10 protein-coding genes are annotated in these 16,086 nt (G+C 71.3%); 4 read left to right on the forward strand and 6 right to left on the reverse strand.

Going from position 1 to position 16,086, the window contains the following annotated elements; translation table 11 throughout:
* The first annotated feature begins 47 nt into the window (after positions 1-47).
* On the forward strand, positions 48-1,007 hold the full coding sequence (locus VFE82_RS08485; protein ID WP_324999818.1) for a lysophospholipid acyltransferase family protein: 960 nt from the start codon (positions 48-50) through the stop codon (positions 1,005-1,007).
* Here the strand turns inward: VFE82_RS08485 and VFE82_RS08490 are convergent.
* Both VFE82_RS08490 and map read right to left on the reverse strand, forming a co-directional pair.
* Positions 999-3,632 (reverse strand): [protein-PII] uridylyltransferase, encoded by a 2,634-nt coding sequence (locus VFE82_RS08490; protein ID WP_324999819.1) that lies wholly within the window; start codon positions 3,630-3,632, stop codon positions 999-1,001. The two genes, VFE82_RS08485 and VFE82_RS08490, sit on opposite strands and share 9 nt — an antisense overlap.
* A 7-nt stretch (positions 3,633-3,639) precedes the next feature.
* Positions 3,640-4,446, reverse strand: coding sequence for a type I methionyl aminopeptidase (map, locus tag VFE82_RS08495; RefSeq protein ID WP_324999820.1), 807 nt, complete (start codon positions 4,444-4,446; stop codon positions 3,640-3,642).
* Between the two features lie 126 nt (positions 4,447-4,572).
* On the opposite strand from map, the gene purL reads away from it, so the two are divergent.
* Both purL and VFE82_RS08505 read left to right on the forward strand, forming a co-directional pair.
* Complete coding sequence (purL, locus tag VFE82_RS08500; RefSeq protein WP_324999821.1) at positions 4,573-8,598, forward strand: phosphoribosylformylglycinamidine synthase; 4,026 nt, start codon at positions 4,573-4,575, stop codon at positions 8,596-8,598.
* Positions 8,576-8,722, forward strand: coding sequence for a hypothetical protein (locus VFE82_RS08505; RefSeq protein ID WP_324999822.1), 147 nt, complete (start codon positions 8,576-8,578; stop codon positions 8,720-8,722). Before purL ends, VFE82_RS08505 begins: the two co-directional genes overlap by 23 nt.
* Positions 8,723-8,947: 225 nt before the next feature.
* On the opposite strand, the gene VFE82_RS08510 is transcribed toward VFE82_RS08505, so the two are convergent.
* From VFE82_RS08510 to VFE82_RS08525, 4 genes are all read right to left on the reverse strand, one after another.
* Positions 8,948-10,501: a hypothetical protein gene (locus tag VFE82_RS08510; protein WP_324999823.1), complete on the reverse strand. Its 1,554-nt coding sequence runs from the start codon at positions 10,499-10,501 to the stop codon at positions 8,948-8,950.
* Positions 10,502-10,724: 223 nt separating this feature from the next.
* A complete protein-coding gene (gene eutC, locus VFE82_RS08515; protein ID WP_324999824.1) occupies positions 10,725-11,519 on the reverse strand; it encodes an ethanolamine ammonia-lyase subunit EutC in 795 nt (264 codons plus the stop codon).
* 5 nt (positions 11,520-11,524) lie between these two features.
* Complete coding sequence (locus VFE82_RS08520; RefSeq protein ID WP_324999825.1) at positions 11,525-12,925, reverse strand: ethanolamine ammonia-lyase subunit EutB; 1,401 nt, start codon at positions 12,923-12,925, stop codon at positions 11,525-11,527.
* Between the two features lie 61 nt (positions 12,926-12,986).
* Positions 12,987-14,993 (reverse strand): U32 family peptidase, encoded by a 2,007-nt coding sequence (locus VFE82_RS08525; protein WP_324999826.1) that lies wholly within the window; start codon positions 14,991-14,993, stop codon positions 12,987-12,989.
* A 120-nt stretch (positions 14,994-15,113) separates the two neighbouring features.
* Between VFE82_RS08525 and VFE82_RS08530 the strand changes: the two genes are divergently transcribed.
* Positions 15,114-16,085, forward strand: a complete 972-nt coding sequence (locus VFE82_RS08530; protein WP_324999827.1) for a tripartite tricarboxylate transporter substrate binding protein — start codon at positions 15,114-15,116, stop codon at positions 16,083-16,085.
* The last annotated feature ends 1 nt before the right edge of the window (position 16,086 follow it).

Here is a 16,086-nt window from a genome sequence, read left to right on the forward strand (position 1 = left end):
CCGCTTGGGGATTGCAGCCGGGCGCACGCCGGGTGAGCCCGGCGAACATGCAGAAGTGGTGCCGCACCGCGCTGCGGGCCTTCGGCGTGCGGCTGGTGGTCAAGCAAGCGCCGGCAGCGGCAGCGGCGACCGGCGGTCCCACGCTGGTGGTGGCCAACCACGTGTCCTGGCTGGATGCCCTGTGCATCGGTGCCGCCCACCCGTGCAGCTTCCTGGCCAAGGCCGAAGCACGGCGCTGGCCGGTGATCGGCCGGCTGGTGCGGCGGCACGGCGGCGCCTTCGTCGTCAAGGGGGTGGTCGGCGCCGATGCACTGCGTCAGAGCATCAGCTCCCGCCTGCAGGCAGGGGCCAGTGTCTGCGTGTTCCCGGAAGGCACCACCTCCGACGGACGCCGGGTGCTGCCGTTCCACAACGCCGCATTCGACGCCGCCATTGCTGCCGGCGTCCCGGTGCGGGTGTTCGCGCTGCGCTACACGGTCGACGGCGACCCGCAGCGCGGCCTGCGGGCGGCTGGCTGGCTCGCCGGGTCGCTCGCGTCCGCGGTCTGGCGCACGCTGCAGCGCCGGCGCCTCCAGGCGGAGGTGCTCGACCTCGGCCTGGTCGAGGGGCACGACCGGGTGGCGATGGCGTCGCGCGCCCGCGTCCTGGTGGCCGGCGCGCTCGGGCTGAACGCGCCGCCCGAGGTGGTCGATGCGCGCGCCGCGCTGGCGGCCGAGGTTCTGGCGACGGTCGATCTCGACCCAGGCGCGGCCGATCTGCTGGCCTACGTGCGCCAGCTGGTCGCCGAGCAGAAGGAGGTGCCCGTGGTCGACGTGCCCGACCACGGCACCATCGAGATGCTGGACCTGGATTCGCTGGACCTGCTGCCCATCCTGTTCATGGTGGCCTCGCGGCTGAAGGTGTCGGCCGCCGACCTGCAGGAGCTGGTCACGCACGAGACGACGCTGCGCGAATTCGCGCGCCGCGCACACGGGCTGTCGGGCCAGGCCCTGTCGAGCCTACGCTGAGATCGCCTCGAGCAGCTCGGTCTCGATGTCGATCTGGCGGCGGTTCTGCTGCAGCTCGGGCCCGTCCACCAGGAAGGTGTCCTCGACCCGCTCGCCCAGCGTGCTGACCTTGGCCAGCTGCAGGTTGATCTTGTGGCGGGCCAGCACCCGGGCGATGGAATAGAGCAGTCCGACGCGGTCGCTGGCGGAGATCGACAGCAGCCAGCGCTGGGCCCGATCGTCGGGCGTGAGCTGGACCCGCGGCGCGATCGGGAAGCTCCTGACCCGCCGTGACACGCGGCCGCGGCTGGGCGCAGGCAGCGGGCCGGCCAGCTGCAGCGTCTGTTCCAGGCCCGACTCCACCATGCTGGTCAGCTCCCGGTAGTGCTCGGGGATCATCGAGGTGACGACCTGGAACGTGTCCAGCGCGTAGCCGTTGCGGGCGGTGTGGATGCGCGCGTCCAGGATGGAGAACCCGGCCTGGTCGAAGTAGCCGCAGATGCGGGCGAACAGGTCGGGCTGGTCGGGCGTGTAGACGAGCACCTGCAGGCCTTCGCCGGCCGGCGAACGCCGCGCCCGCACCAGGGCCCTGGTCGTGCCGACGTGGCGCGAGAGATGCCGGGTGTGCCAGGCGATCTCGCCGGCGTCGTGCCGCATGAAGTAGCCGACGTCCAGCGTGTCCCAGAGCTTGCGGTGCGCCTCGAACGGCAGCGCATGCAGCTGCAGCTGCACCAGCGCTTCGCGCTTGCGCGTCTCGATCAGGGTGGCACGATCGGGCGTGTGGCCGCCCAGGGCCCGCAGCGTGGCCCGGTACAGGTCCTCGAGGAGCTTGCCCTTCCAGGCGTTCCAGACCTTGGGGCTGGTGCCGCGGATGTCGGCGACGGTCAGCAGGTACAGCGCGGTGAGCGTGTGCTCGTTGCCGACCCGGCGCGCGAAGGCCGCAATCACCTCGGGATCGCTCAGGTCCTCCTTCTGGGCGATCCGGCTCATGGTCAGGTGCTCGCGCACGAGGAACTCGACCAGCCGGCAGTCCTGCGTGTCGATCTCGTGCTGGCGGCAGAACTGGCGCACCTCGGCGGCGCCCAGCTCGGAGTGGTCGCCGCCGCGGCCCTTGGCGATGTCGTGGAAGAGGGCCGCGACGTACAGCACGTAGGGCTTGTCGAAGCCGGCGGCCAGCTGCGAGCAGAACGGGTACTCGTGCGCGTGCTCGGCGATGAAGAACCGCCGCACGTTGCGCAGCACCATCAGGATGTGCTGGTCCACGGTGTAGACGTGGAACAGGTCGTGCTGCATCTGCCCCACGATCCGGCGGAACGCCCACAGGTAGCGTCCCAGCACGGAGGTCTGGTTCATCAGGCGCAGCACGTGCGTGATGCCAGCCGGCTGCAGCAGCATCGCCTTGAACGTCGCGTGGTTCACCGGGTCCTTGCGGAACGGGCCGTCCATCACGCCGCGGGCGTTGTACAGGGCCCGCAGCGTGCGCGCCGACAGTCCGCGCAGGCCGGCCGTGGTCTGGTACAGCAGGAAGGTCTCGAGCACCGCGTGCGGCTCGCGCTCGTACAGGTCGTCGCTCGCCACCTCCAGCAGGCCCGCCTTGTTGGCGAACCGCGGATTGATCGGCTCGGGCGCCGCACCGCCGGGGATGAGGCGCTCCTCGATGTTCAGCAGCAGGATCTGGTTCAGCTGGGCCACGGCCTTGGCCGCCCAGTAGAAGCGCTTCATCAGCGCCTCGCTGGCGCGCTGGACGATGCGGCCCTCCGGGCTCACGACGGTGGTGCAGCCGAACGACTCGGCCACCGCGGTCTGCAGGTCGAACACCAGCCGGTCCTCGCGGCGCCGGGCGATCGCGTGCAGCCGCGCGCGGATCAGGCTCAGCAGGGCCTCCTTGCGCTGGATCTGCTGGGCCTCCAGCGGCGTCGCCAGCCCGCGCCGGGCCAGCTCGTCCCAGCTGCTGCCGAAGCCGGCCGCCTTGGCCACCCAGAGGATCACCTGCAGGTCGCGCAGCCCGCCGGGCGACTCCTTGCAGTTCGGCTCGAGCGAATAGGGCGTGTTCTCGAACTTGGTGTGCCGCTGGCGCATCTCCAGGGTCTTGGCGATGAAGAACGCCTGGGGATCGAGGGTGTCGCGGAAACGCTGCTGGAAATGCGCGAACAGGACCGCGTCGCCGGCGAGGAGCCGCGACTCGAGCAGCGAGGTCTGGATGGTCACGTCGGCGCGCGCCTGCGCGACGCACTCCTCGACGGTGCGCACGCTCGAGCCGATCTCCAGGCCGGTGTCCCAGCACCGCCCGATGAAGGTTTCGAGCCGCTGCCGCAGGCCCTCGTCGGCGTCGGCCTGGACGCCGTCGGGCAGCAGCAGCAGCACGTCGACGTCGGAATGCGGAAACAGCTCCCCCCGGCCGTAGCCGCCGACGGCCGCGAGCACGAAGCCGTCCGGGAAGCCCAGCTCGCGCCAGAGCGACTGCAGCACGGCGTCGACGTGCCGGGCCAGCCGCCGCAGCAGCGGGCCGATCGAGCGGGTGGGATTGCCCGGGCGCAGCAGGATGGCCGTGAGGGCCTCCTTCTGCAGCCGCAGCTGCTCTCGCAGCCGGGCCGAACTGCCGGGTGGCGCCGCCTCGGCAGCGGAGGGGAGCGCGGCAGCCGTCATCGCAGCGTCAGGCGGCGTTGACGAAGGGCGGCGGCGGCGGGCTGCCCGCCGACAGGGTGAGGACCTCGTAGCCGGTCTCGGTGACCAGCACCGTGTGCTCCCATTGCGCCGACAGGGAGTGGTCCTTGGTGACGATGGTCCAGCCGTCGTTGCCGAATTCCTTCACCTCCTTGCGGCCGGCGTTGATCATCGGCTCGATGGTGAAGGTCATGCCGGGCTTGAGTTCCTCGAGCGTGCCGGGCTTGCCGTAGTGCAGCACCTGCGGCTCCTCGTGGAAGTTGCGCCCGATGCCGTGCCCGCAGAACTCGCGCACCACCGAGAAGCCCTGCTTCTCGGCGAACTGCTGGATGGCAAAGCCGATGTCGCCCAGACGCACGCCCGGCTTGACGCGCACGATGCCGTGCCACATGGCCTCGTAGGTGATGCCGACCAGCCGCTTGGCGGCGATCGAGCTCTCGCCGACGATGAACATCCGGCTGGTGTCGCCGTACCAGCCGTCCTTGATGACGGTGACGTCGACGTTGACAATGTCGCCCTTCTTGAGCGGCTTGTCGTTCGGGATGCCGTGGCAGACCACGTGGTTCACCGAGGTGCACAGCGAGGCGGGGTAGGGCGGATAGCCCGGCGGCTGGTAGCCCAGGGTGGCCGAGATCGAGCCCTGCTTCTTCATGCACTCGGCCGCCAGCCGGTCGATCTCACGCGTGGTGATGCCGGGCTTGATGTGGGGCGTGATGGCGTCCAGCACCTCGGCAGCCAGCCTGCCCGCGATGCGCATGCCCTGGATGCCTTCGGCGTCCTTGTACGTGATGCTCATGGAAGGCAATTATCCCTGAGGGCTCCGGCCGGCGCAGAGCCGCCCTGACCAGCCCCGGTAAAATCGAGGTTTCGCGCGCGGCCCCAGTCAGCGGCCCGCGCTCCGGCTCCCACCACAGGCTTCACAGTGACCCTGCACATCACCGAGTTCGAGGGCGGTCGCGCCCTCAGCGAGTTCCGCGTCCGGCAACTGCTCCCCGCCCTGCAGGGCATCGACGACAAGGTCACCGGCCTGAGCGCCCGCTTCGTGCACCTGGCGGCCTGGGACCACCCGCCGTCCGCCGCCGAGCGCGAGCGGCTGGCCGCACTGCTGACCTATGGCGAGCCCTTCGAGGGCGCCGCCGACGGCACCCTGTTCGTGGTCACGCCCCGGCTGGGCACCTTGTCTCCCTGGGCGTCCAAGGCGACCGACATCGCCCACAACTGCGGGCTGGGCGTGCGGCGCGTGGAACGCGCGGTGGAATACCGGGTGCAGCTCAAGGGCGGCCTGCTGCGCAGCACCGACCTGACCCCGGCCCGGCGCGATGCCATCGCGGCGGCGCTGCACGACCGGATGACCGAGAGCGTGCTGGCCAACCGCGCCGACGCGCACCGCCTGTTCGGCGAACTGGCCCCGCCACCGATGGAAGAGGTCGATGTGCTGGCGGGCGGCCGCGCGGCGCTGGAGCGGGCGAACACGCAGTTCGGCCTGGCGCTGGCCGACGACGAGATCGACTACCTGGTCGACGCGTTCCGGCAGCTGGGCCGCAACCCCACGGACGTCGAGCTGATGATGTTCGCCCAGGCCAACAGCGAACACTGCCGTCACAAGATCTTCAACGCCCGCTTCACCATCGACGGCGTGCCGCAGGACAAGAGCCTGTTCGGCATGATCCGCCACACCCACCAGACGCATCCGCAGCACACGGTGGTCGCGTACTCGGACAACGCCGCCGTGATGGAGGGCAGCCCGGTCGAGTCCTTCCAGCCGCAGCGCGGGGACCAGCCGGCCGCCTACGAGCGCCGCGAGGCGCTGCATCACGTGCTGATGAAGGTGGAGACGCACAACCACCCGACCGCGATCTCGCCCTTTCCCGGTGCCTCCACGGGCGCAGGCGGCGAGATCCGCGACGAGGGCGCGACCGGCCGCGGCGCCACCCCGAAAGCCGGCCTGACCGGCTTCTCGGTCTCGCGCCTGTGGGACAGCCCGAACGGCCGACCGGCCCACATCGCCAGCCCCTTGCAGATCATGACCGAGGGACCGCTGGGCGGCGCGGCCTTCAACAACGAGTTCGGCCGCCCCAATCTGGGCGGTTACTTCCGTGAGTACGAGCAGACGGTGGCGGGCGTGGTGCGTGGCTACCACAAGCCCATCATGATCGCGGGCGGCCTTGGCCGCATCGACGCGGGGCTCACCCACAAGATCCAGTTCCCGGCCGGCACCCTGCTGGTGCAACTGGGCGGGCCGGGCATGCGCATCGGCATGGGCGGCGGCGCGGCCAGCTCCATGGCCACCGGCGCGAACGCCGCCGAGCTCGACTTCGACTCGGTGCAGCGCGGCAATCCCGAGATCGAGCGTCGGGCCCAGGAGGTCATCAACCACTGCTGGACGCTGGGCGAGCGCAACCCGATCCTGGCCATCCACGACGTGGGGGCCGGCGGCCTGTCCAACGCCTTTCCCGAACTCACCAACGACGCCGGCCGCGGCGCGCGGTTCGACCTGCGGCGCATCCCGCTGGAGGAATCGGGGCTGGCCCCCAAGGAGATCTGGTGCAACGAGAGCCAGGAGCGCTACGTCCTGGCGATCGCGCCGCAGTCGCTGGCGCAGTTTCGCGCCTTCTGCGAGCGCGAGCGCTGCCCGTTCTCGGTGGTGGGCGTGGCCACCGGCGAGCGGCAGCTGGTGGTGGGCGATGTCGACCTGCCGCTGGCCGCCGACCCGCAGGCCGCTGAAGGCAGTGCCGCCGCACGCGCGGGACGCGCCGCCGTCGACATGCCCATGGAGGTGCTGCTGGGCAAGACGCCCAAGATGCACCGCGACGTGCAGACGGTGCGGCGCGAGGTGCCGCCGCTGGACCTGACCGGCGTCGAGCTGCAGCAGGCCGTGATCCAGGTGCTGTCGCACCCCACCGTGGCCTCCAAGCGTTTCCTGATCACCATCGGCGACCGCACCGTGGGCGGCCTGTCGCACCGCGACCAGATGGTCGGCCCCTGGCAGGTGCCGGTGGCCGACTGCGCCGTGACGCTGGCCGATTTCCGCGGCTTCGCGGGCGAGGCCATGAGCATGGGCGAGCGCACCCCGTTGGCGGCGATCGATGCGGCGGCGTCCGGCCGCATGGCGGTGGCCGAGGCCATCACCAACCTGCTGGCCGCGCCGATCGAGCTGCCCCGCGTGAAGCTGTCGGCGAACTGGATGGCGGCCTGCGGCGAGCCGGGCGAGGACGCCGCGCTGTACGAGACCGTGAAGGCCGTGGGCATGGAGCTGTGCCCGGCGCTGGGCGTGTCCATTCCCGTGGGCAAGGACAGCCTCTCGATGCGCACGCAGTGGAAGGAGGGCGACGCCCCCCGCAAGGTGACCTCGCCGGTCAGCCTGGTGGTCAGCGCATTCGCCACGCTGGCCGACGTGCGTCCGACCCTCACGCCGCAACTGGAGGCGACCGACGACACGACCCTGGTGCTGGTCGACCTGGGCAAGGGTCGCCACCGCATGGGCGGCAGCATCCTGGCGCAGGTGCTGGAGCAGCCGGGCGGCGCCGTCCCCGACCTCGACGATCCCAGGGACCTGGTGAACCTGGTCGCGGCGGTCAACGCGCTGCGCGCGCAGGGCAGGCTGCTGGCCTACCACGACCGCAGCGACGGCGGCCTGTTCGCCGCGGCCTGCGAGATGGCGTTCGCCGGCCATGTCGGCGTGAGCCTCAACGTCGATCTGCTGGTGACCGAGGGCGACGGCATCAGCGACAGCCGGGCCGAGTACGGCGATGCCAAGAACTGGGCCGCCCAGGTCGGCGCCCGGCGCGAGGAGCTGACGCTCAAGGCGCTGTTCAACGAGGAGCTGGGCGTGCTGCTACAGGTGCGCACGGCCGAGCGCAACGAGGTCATGCAGGTGCTGCGCGAGCACGGGCTGTCGAAGTTCAGCCACTTCGTCGGCAAGACCCGCCCGCAGGCCTCGACCATCGAGGTCGGCAAGGGCGAGGTACAGGTGTGGCGCGACACCAAGGCGGTGTTCAGCGCGAAGCTGGCCGACCTGCACCAGGTCTGGGACAGCGTCAGCTGGAAGATCTGCCAGCAGCGCGACAACCCCGAGTGCGCCGATGCGGAGCATGCCGCCGCCGGCGACCCGCAGGACCCCGGCCTGCAGTTCCTGCCGACCTTCGATCCGCAGGAGGACGTGGCGGCGCCGTTCCTGAACCTGGCCCGGCCCCGGGTCGCGATCCTGCGGGAGCAGGGCGTCAACTCGCACGTGGAGATGGCGTACTGCTTCGACAGCGCCGGCTTCGAGGCGGTCGACGTCCACATGACCGACCTGCTCGGCGGCCGCGCGAAGCTGGACGACTTCAAGGGGGTCGTCGCGTGCGGCGGCTTCAGCTACGGCGACACGCTTGGCGCCGGCATCGGCTGGGCGCGCAGCATCACCTTCCACCCGGCGCTGTCGGGCCAGTTCCAGGCGTTCTTCGGCCGCCAGGACACCTTCGTGCTGGGGGTGTGCAACGGCTGCCAGATGCTGGCCGAACTGGCCGACATCATCCCGGGCGCGCAGGCCTGGCCGCGCTTCACGACCAACCGCAGCGAGCGCTACGAGGCCCGCCTGTCGCAGGTGGAGGTGCTGCCGTCTCCCAGCATCTTCTTCGACGGCATGGCGGGCAGCCGCCTGCCGATCGTGGTGGCGCACGGCGAGGGCTATGCCAACTTCGCGCACCGCGGTGACCCCGCCCGCGCGATCGCGGCCATGCGTTTCGTCGACCACCACGGACTGCCGACCGAGACCTATCCGCTGAACCCGAACGGCAGCCCGGGCGGGTTGACCGCGGTGACGACCGCCGACGGCCGCTTCACCGCCATGATGCCGCACGCCGAACGCGTGTTCCGCAATGCGCAGATGAGCTGGAGCGGCGGCGACAAGAGCGCCACCAGCCCGTGGCTGCGCATCTGGCGCAATGCGCGCAAGTGGGTGGGGTGATTCCGCGCGCGTCCCGCTGCGGAAGCATCTGCGCGTCCTGCTGGCGCTGGACGTCGTCGCCAGCCTGCTCCACTTCTCGCACGACGCGGAGTTCATCGCGCTCTACCCGAACATGCTGGCCTGATCTCCCGGGAGAGCGTCTACGCCGCGTAGCTGGTGGTCACCGGCATCGGCGCCCTGGCGCTGCGGTGGCGTGGCCGTGGCCATGGCCGTAACCGTGGGCGCGCGTTTCAGAACGGGCCGTCCAGCCCCGCCGTGACGCGGTGATGCAGCGCGCCTCGGCCATGCCGAGCCGAGCCGTCGAAGCGCACGGCCGTCGGCGAGGATGGGCGGCCGGGGCCGCCGGCCTTCAGGGGGACTGCAGCACCAGCAGGCGATGGTTGTTGCGGTCGCTGACCAGCAGCTTGTCCTGGTGAAACAGCACGCCCGTGGGCATGTTCATCGTGGTCGCGGACGTTCCCGGGGCTGCGGTGCCGAAGCCCGACTGGCCCAGCACCGCGTCCGCGGGCTGGAAGCTGGCCGTGGGAAAGCTGTTCCAGACCAGCACGCGGTTGTTGCCGCTGTCCCCGATGGCCAGCTGCACGCCATTGGAATGCACCCCGCCGTACGGCTGGCGCAGGGTGCGGGCACTGGGATTGCTGTCGAGCACGCCGTTCTGGTCGTCGTCATTGGCGGCGCCGGTCGTGAAGCTCCCCTGACCCAGCACCAGGTCGGCTGGCTGGAAGTTGGCGGTCGGGAATGTGTTCCAGACCAGGACGCGGTTGTTGTCACGGTCGTTGACCACCAGCCGGCGACCATCGCTCCACACCCCGCCGGGGCGGTACAGGGTGCGGGCACTGGGGGCCGGGTCGGCCACGTTGTCCTGGTTGTCGTCGTTGCGACGGCAGCGGGTCAGGGACCCTTGCCCGATCACCAGGTCGGGCGCCGCGCCGCTCGCGGTGGGCACGGAGTTCCAGACCAGCACGCGGTGGTTCTCCGTGTCGGCCACGATCAGCTTGCCGCCCGGTGCGAGGAGGGCCGATTCCGGGAAGTTCAGCCGGTTGGCGCCACAGCCGCCGGAGTTGCTGGTGAACCCTGACTGGCCGAGCACCACGTCCGGAAGGGCGCCGCTCGCGGACGGCACGCTGTTCCACAGCAGCACGCGGCTGTTGCCGAAATCGGCCACGGACAGGCGGCCGCCGCCGATCGAGATCTGTGTCGGCTGACTCAGGCGGTTCTGGGTGGGAGTGCCTCCGGTGACGCTGGTGAAGTCGGCCTGCCCGAGCACCAGGTCGGCCGTGGCGCCGCTGGCGCCCGGCAGCGACGGATAGCCCAGCACGCGCGAGTTCCCGTAGTCCGCGATGAACAGCCGGCCGTCCGGGGTGATGGCGGGGCTGCCGTAGACGCCCTTCAGGGATTGCGCGGTCGGCGCGCCGAACGGCAGGTCGTTGGCCGTGCCGAGGGTGGGTTGACCGACCGCGGCGAGGGCGGCGGAACCGGTCGACAGCTGCAGCGGCACCACGAAGCGTGCCGAGGCAGGGCTGCCCATCGCCGTGCCATTGGCACCGCTGGCCTGCACGTCGAGCGTGGCGTTCAGGCCGCGCGGCCATCCGCCGGCGGGCGGCGCCAGCGTGAGCACGTTGCCACCGGTGGACCAGCCCTGCGCGCCCGCAAGCGGCGCCAGCGTGCCTGTCAGCTGGAGGCTGCCGGGATCGACGCGCGCGTCGAACTGCACGACCACGGCGGCGGAGGGGTCCAGCGCGGGACCCGCGGGCGTGATGGCGGCCGACAGGCTGCTGGCGGTCACGGTGGTGCCACCCGTTTCGACGGGGCTCCCGCCCGCGGAGAGGAGGGGTCCGGAGCCGCCGCCGCAGGCGGCCAGCATCCAGGTCGCGCCTGCCAGCAAGGTGACGAGAAGTCGCATGTCGTGTGCCCTCCGAAGTGGAAGCCGCGACTGTAGAGCCAGAGTGGCCGATGCGCCAAGCCTGTTCGTCGGCGCGGATCGCGGCCCCCACGGTCGCCCGGGACGCCGGCGACGGCCACCCGGGACGCCGCGTGGCGGACCCGTGCGGAAGGAGGCCTGCAAAGCCGGAGCCCGCGCGCGGCCGCCGCGACGGCCGCGACGGCGGCGCCGGCCGGGCGGCCGCTCAGGCCGATCCAGGAAGCGCGCCGCCACCCGGGTCCGCCGGCAGCAGACCGCCGTCGCTCTCGTCCTTCAGGCCCACCCCGGTGAGCCCGCGCTGCAGGGCCTGCACGACCAGCCAGGCCAGCTTGCAGGCGGCCGGCGCGGAAGGCAGTCCTTCCGGCCGGACGTTGGAGATGCAGTTGCGCTCGGCGTCGTGCCGGCCGCGGCGGGGGGCGTGCGTGAGATAGATCCCCAGGCTGTCGGGCGATCCCAGGCCCGGCCGCTCGCCGACCAGCACCGCCACCAGGCGCGCCTGCAGCGCCTCGCCGACGTCGTCACCCACCGCCACGCGCGCCTGCTGCACCACCACCACCGGCGAGCAGGCCACGTGCTGCGGCAGGCACGCCTTCAACGCCAGCAGCAGGGGCGCCGCGTGCCGCTGCACCGCGAGCGACGACAGGCCGTCGCCGATGACCAGCGCGAGGTCGGTCGCATCCGTGCCACGGGCGCGCAAGGCGGCCTGTGCGTCCGGATCCAGCTGGCGGCCCAGGTCCGGCCGGCGCAGGTAGGTCGCGCGGTCGGGCGCCCGGCTGCGCGCCTGCACCACGTCGAAGCCGGCTGCCCGCAGGTCGGCCGCCAGTGCCGCCGTGTCCAGCGGCGCGTGCACGGCGTCCCGGGCGCGCGCATGGGCCAGCCCGAAGTCCAGGACCTCGCGGGTGGGCAGCGCCACGCCGCTGCGGCCCAGCCCGATGCGCGCCGGCGTGAACCGCCGCAGCTCGTCCCAGCGGATCGCGTCGGCGCGTTCGTCGTGCTGCATGGCGATCAGCCGGGGCCGGTGGCGAGGTGGCCGAGGTCGTGGGCCAGCCGCAGGGTGGCGCCGCCGGCGGGCAGCAGCCGGCCGGCGGCATCGGTGATCTGCATCCGCTCGAGCCAGCCGGCGAACTCCGGTGCGGGCTGCAGGCCGAGCGTGCGGCGCAGGAACGCCGCGTCGTGGAACGAGGTGCTCTGGTAGTTCAGCATGACGTCGTCCGCGCCGGGCACGCCCATCAGGTAGGTCAGGCCGGCCGTGCCCAGCAGCACGAGCAGCGCGTCCATGTCGTCCTGGTCGGCCTCGGCGTGGTTGGTGTAGCAGATGTCGCAGCCCAGCGGCAGCCCGAGCAGCTTGCCGCAGAAGTGGTCCTCCAGCCCGGCGCGGATGATCTGCTTGCCGTCGTACAGGTACTCGGGCCCGATGAAGCCCACCACCGTGTTCACCAGCAGCGGCCGGTAGCGGCGTGCGACCGCATACGCCCGGGCCTCGCAGGTCTGCTGGTCGACGCCGTGGTGGGCGTCGGCCGAGAGGGCGCTGCCCTGGCCGGTCTCGAAGTACATGACGTTGTCGCCCAGGGTGCCGCGGCCCAGCGCCCGGGCCGCGTCGCAGGCCTCGTCGAGCATCGCGAGCGACACGCCGAACGATTCATTGGTCTTCTGCGTGCCACCGATCGACTGGAACACCAGGTCGACCGGCACGCCCTCGTTCATCAGCCGCAGCGTGTTCGTCACGTGCGTCAGCACGCAGGCCTGGGTCGGGATCGCGAAACGGCGGATCAGCCCGTCGAGCAGGCGCCACACGCCGGCCAGCACCGCCGGGCTGTCCGACACCGGGTTGATGCCGATCACGGCATCGCCCGCACCGTACAGCAGACCGTCGAGCGTCGAGGCGGCGATGCCGCGCAGGTCGTCCGTCGGGTGGTTGGGCTGCAGCCGCACGGCCAGCCGGCCTCGCAGGCCCAGCGTGTTGCGAAATCGCGTGACGACGTGGCATTTGCGCGCGACCGCGATCAGATCCTGCTGGCGCATCAGCTTGGAGACCGCGGCCACCATCTCGGGAGTGAGGCCGGGGGCGAGCGCGGCCAGCACCTGCGGCGTCGCTGCATCGTCCAGCAGCCAGTCGCGAAAGGCGCCCACCGTCAGGTGCGCCACCGGCGCGAACGCCTGCGCGTCGTGGCCATCCAGGATCAGCCGGGTGACGTCGTCGGCCTCGTAGGGCACCAGCGCCTCCTCCAGGAACCGGCGCAACGGGACGTCGGCCAGCACGTGGCGGGCGGCCCAGCGCTCCTCGGCCGTGCGCGCCGCAATGCCGGCCAGCTCGTCACCGGAGCGCGGCGGGCTCGCGGCCGCCATCACCTCCCGCAAGCCCGGGAAGGCGAAGACCTGCTGGCCGAAGGTGGTGCGGTAGGGCATGGGCGCGTGGCGCCCCGCAGCCGGGCCTCGGGGCGACTCGGCCCCATTGTGGCGGCGAACGCTAGGCGCGGGTGGGCTGCGGCCGGGTCCGGTAGAAGGTCATCGGCACCTCGGCCAGCTCGCGTGCGCGCTGGTTCTTCACCGACGTCTTCATCCGGCCGACCACGTGCATCTCGCAGGGCTTGCAGTCGAAGCGCAGCGTGAGCTTCTCCTTGCCGTTGACCAGCTGCAGCGGCTCGGCCTTGACGGTGCCCTTGACCCCGATCACGCCCTTGGCCTGCTTGGGGCACAGGCTCATCGACCAGCGCACGCAGTGCTTGGTGATCATCAGGCTGACGTCGCCTTCCTCCTCGTGGCTCTCGTAGGCCGCGTCGATGACCTGCACGCCGTGGCGCCGGTAGAAGTCGTGCGCCTTCTGGTTGAACACGTTGGCCAGGTAGGTGAGGGTGTCGTCGGGATAGGGCACGGGGGGCTCGACCGGGGTGCCCCGTGCCGGCCTGCGGTACGCCGCCAGCCGTGCCGCCTCCAGGCGGTCCACTGCCTCGCGACGCAGGTGGTTGAGCACCGAGGCCGGCACGAACCAGGGCTGCGCCAGGCGCACCTGGATGTCGAGCGGCTCGAAGATCGTCGCGCCGAAGCGGCCGAGCTGCTCGCGCAGGCCGGCTTCGTTGCGGGCGGGCTCCCGGGCCGGCTGCCGGGGGTGGGCCGCGGCGGCCGCGCCCACGTGGCCGTCCTCGTCCGTGAGCGTGAGCGTGAGCGAGAAACCGTCGGCGGTCTCCCCCAGCACGGCCCAGACGCCGATGCGGCGATCGCTCGACTTCTTCTCCAGCATGCGCACCCAGCTCATGTCGCGGTTGCGGTTGATCTCGGTGCCCTTGCGCAGGTCGCGCATGCCAGCCACCGGGTCCTTGGGGAACACGCGCCACTGGCCCAGCGTGGCGAGCGGTTCCGCGCGGTTGATGGCCACGCCCACCAGTTCCTTGTGCAGGTCGTAGTAGCACAGGCCGTCGCCGTTGTGCAGCACGGCCGCCGCATTGCTGCACTCCAGTTCGATCCAGTCGGCGCCGACGCGGGTCACCCAGCCGATCGCCTGCCCCGGGTTCTTCGGCGTGTCGAAGGCGCCGATGTCGTCCTGCCGGCCATTGACGAAGTAGTCGGTGAACTCGCGGTTGAAGTTCTGGTCGGGGTCGGGCGTGAAGGTGAAGGTGGTGCGGCCGCTGGAGGCGCGCGCCAGCGGGTCGTCGGAGCCTTCGCGGTCCTCGATCAGCTGGTCGAACAGCCTGCGGTAGTGGGCGGTGATGTTCTTCACGTAGCCCATGTCCTTGTAGCGGCCCTCGATCTTGAAGCTGCGCACGCCGGCATCCACCAGCGCGGCCAGGTTGGCGCTCTGGTTGTTGTCCTTCATCGAGAGCACGTGCTTGTCGTGCGCGATGAAGCGCCCCTGGCCGTCCACCACGTGGTAGGGCAGGCGGCAGGCCTGGCTGCAGTCGCCGCGGTTGGCGCTGCGGCCGGTGTGGGCGTGGCTGATGAAGCACTGGCCGCTGTAGGCGACGCACAGCGCGCCATGGATGAAGAACTCGAGCTTGCAGCGCTCGGCGTCCAGGGCGCCGTGGATCTCGCGGATCTGCGCCAGCGTGAGCTCGCGCGCCAACACCATCTGCGAGAAGCCGGCGTCCTGCAGGAACCGGGCCTTCTCGACCGTGCGGATGTCGGTCTGGGTGCTGGCGTGCAACTGGATGGGCGGCAGGTCGATCTCGAGAAGGCCCATGTCCTGCACGATCAGCACGTCGGCGCCCGCGTTCCAGACGTCCCACGCCATCCGGCGCGCCGGCTCGAGCTCGTCGTCGCGCAGGATGGTGTTGAGCGTGATGAAGATGCGGCTGCCGTAGCGGTGCGCATGGCGGCACAGGCGCTCGATGTCGCGCAGGTCGTTGCCCGCGGAGGCGCGCGCGCCGAACCCGGGGCCGCCGATGTACACGGCGTCGGCGCCATGGTTGATCGCTTCGATGCCGATGTCGGCATCGCGGGCCGGGGCGAGCAGCTCCAGCTGATGGTTCAGGAGGGACATGGGAAGCGGGCGGACCGGCGGGCAGCAGGGCGGCCGGGCGGTGGAGGGAAGCCCGGATTTTACCGGGGGCACGGCTCTTGCGTGCCGTGCGAGGATCCCCGTTCCCAACCTCGGACACCCATGATTCGATTCGTTTCGCACTGGCTCGCCGCCCTCGGCCTGGCCCTCGCCGCCGGCACCGTCGCCGCCCAGGCCTACCCCGCCCGCCCCGTGCGGCTGGTCGTGCCGTTCCCCGCCGGCGGAGCCACCGACGTGCTGGCGCGTGCCATCACGCTGCACGCGGCCGGCAAGCTGGGCCAGCAGATCGTCATCGACAACAAGCCCGGCGCGGGCGGCACGATCGGCTCCGACATGGTGGCCAAGGCCGATCCCGACGGGTACACGCTGCTGATCGCGACCGGCAGCACCCATTCGGTGGGTCCGATCACCAACCCGCGGCTGCCCTACAAGGTCGAGCAGGACTTCGTGCCGGTGGTGGACGTCGCCCGCACCAGCGCGGTGATGGTGGTGCCGGTGTCGCTGCCGGCCAGGAACCTGGCCGAGTTCATCGCCCTGGCCAAGGCGCAGCCCGGCCGGTTGAACTTCGGCTCCAGCGGCAACGGCACCAACAGCCACCTGGCCGGCGAGCTGTTCAAGGCCCAGGCCGGCGTGTTCATGACCCACATCCCGTACCGCGGCACCGGGCTGGTGTTCAACGACATGGTGTCCGGCCAGGTCCACATGCTGATGGACAACTACGTGACCTCGCAGGGCCACATCCGCGATGGCAAGCTGCGCGCCATCGGCGTGACCAGCCTGCAGCGGCTGCCGTTCGCGCCCGACCTGCCCACGCTGCACGAGCAGGGCCTCAAGGGCTTCGAGGTGAGCAACTGGTTCGGGATCTACGCGCCGCGCGGCACGCCGGCCGACATCGTGGCCAAGGTCAATGCCGCCTTCAACCAGGCGCTGCGCGATCCGGAACTGCAGAAGCGCCTGGGTGCCCTGGGCGCCACGGCCACCGGCGGGACGCCGCAGCAGATGGGGGCCATGGTCGCGGCCGACACCGCGCGCTGGAAGCGGCTGATCACCGAGCGCAAGCTGGTGGTCGAGTGAT

It is taken from the genome of Ramlibacter sp. (assembly GCF_035655895.1).
In the GTDB taxonomy this organism is placed as follows: domain Bacteria; phylum Pseudomonadota; class Gammaproteobacteria; order Burkholderiales; family Burkholderiaceae_C; genus Ramlibacter.

Coding starts and splice junctions, on each gene's coding strand:
- VFE82_RS08485 (WP_324999818.1), top strand. CDS start 48: ATGCAGAAGTGGTGCCGCACCGCGCTGCGGGCCTTCGGCGTGCGGCTG.
- VFE82_RS08490 (WP_324999819.1), bottom strand. CDS start 3,632: ATGACGGCTGCCGCGCTCCCCTCCGCTGCCGAGGCGGCGCCACCCGGC.
- map (WP_324999820.1), bottom strand. CDS start 4,446: ATGAGCATCACGTACAAGGACGCCGAAGGCATCCAGGGCATGCGCATC.
- VFE82_RS08505 (WP_324999822.1), top strand. CDS start 8,576: ATGCGCGCAAGTGGGTGGGGTGATTCCGCGCGCGTCCCGCTGCGGAAG.
- VFE82_RS08510 (WP_324999823.1), bottom strand. CDS start 10,501: ATGCGACTTCTCGTCACCTTGCTGGCAGGCGCGACCTGGATGCTGGCC.
- eutC (WP_324999824.1), bottom strand. CDS start 11,519: ATGCAGCACGACGAACGCGCCGACGCGATCCGCTGGGACGAGCTGCGG.
- VFE82_RS08520 (WP_324999825.1), bottom strand. CDS start 12,925: ATGCCCTACCGCACCACCTTCGGCCAGCAGGTCTTCGCCTTCCCGGGC.
- VFE82_RS08525 (WP_324999826.1), bottom strand. CDS start 14,993: ATGTCCCTCCTGAACCATCAGCTGGAGCTGCTCGCCCCGGCCCGCGAT.
- VFE82_RS08530 (WP_324999827.1), top strand. CDS start 15,114: ATGATTCGATTCGTTTCGCACTGGCTCGCCGCCCTCGGCCTGGCCCTC.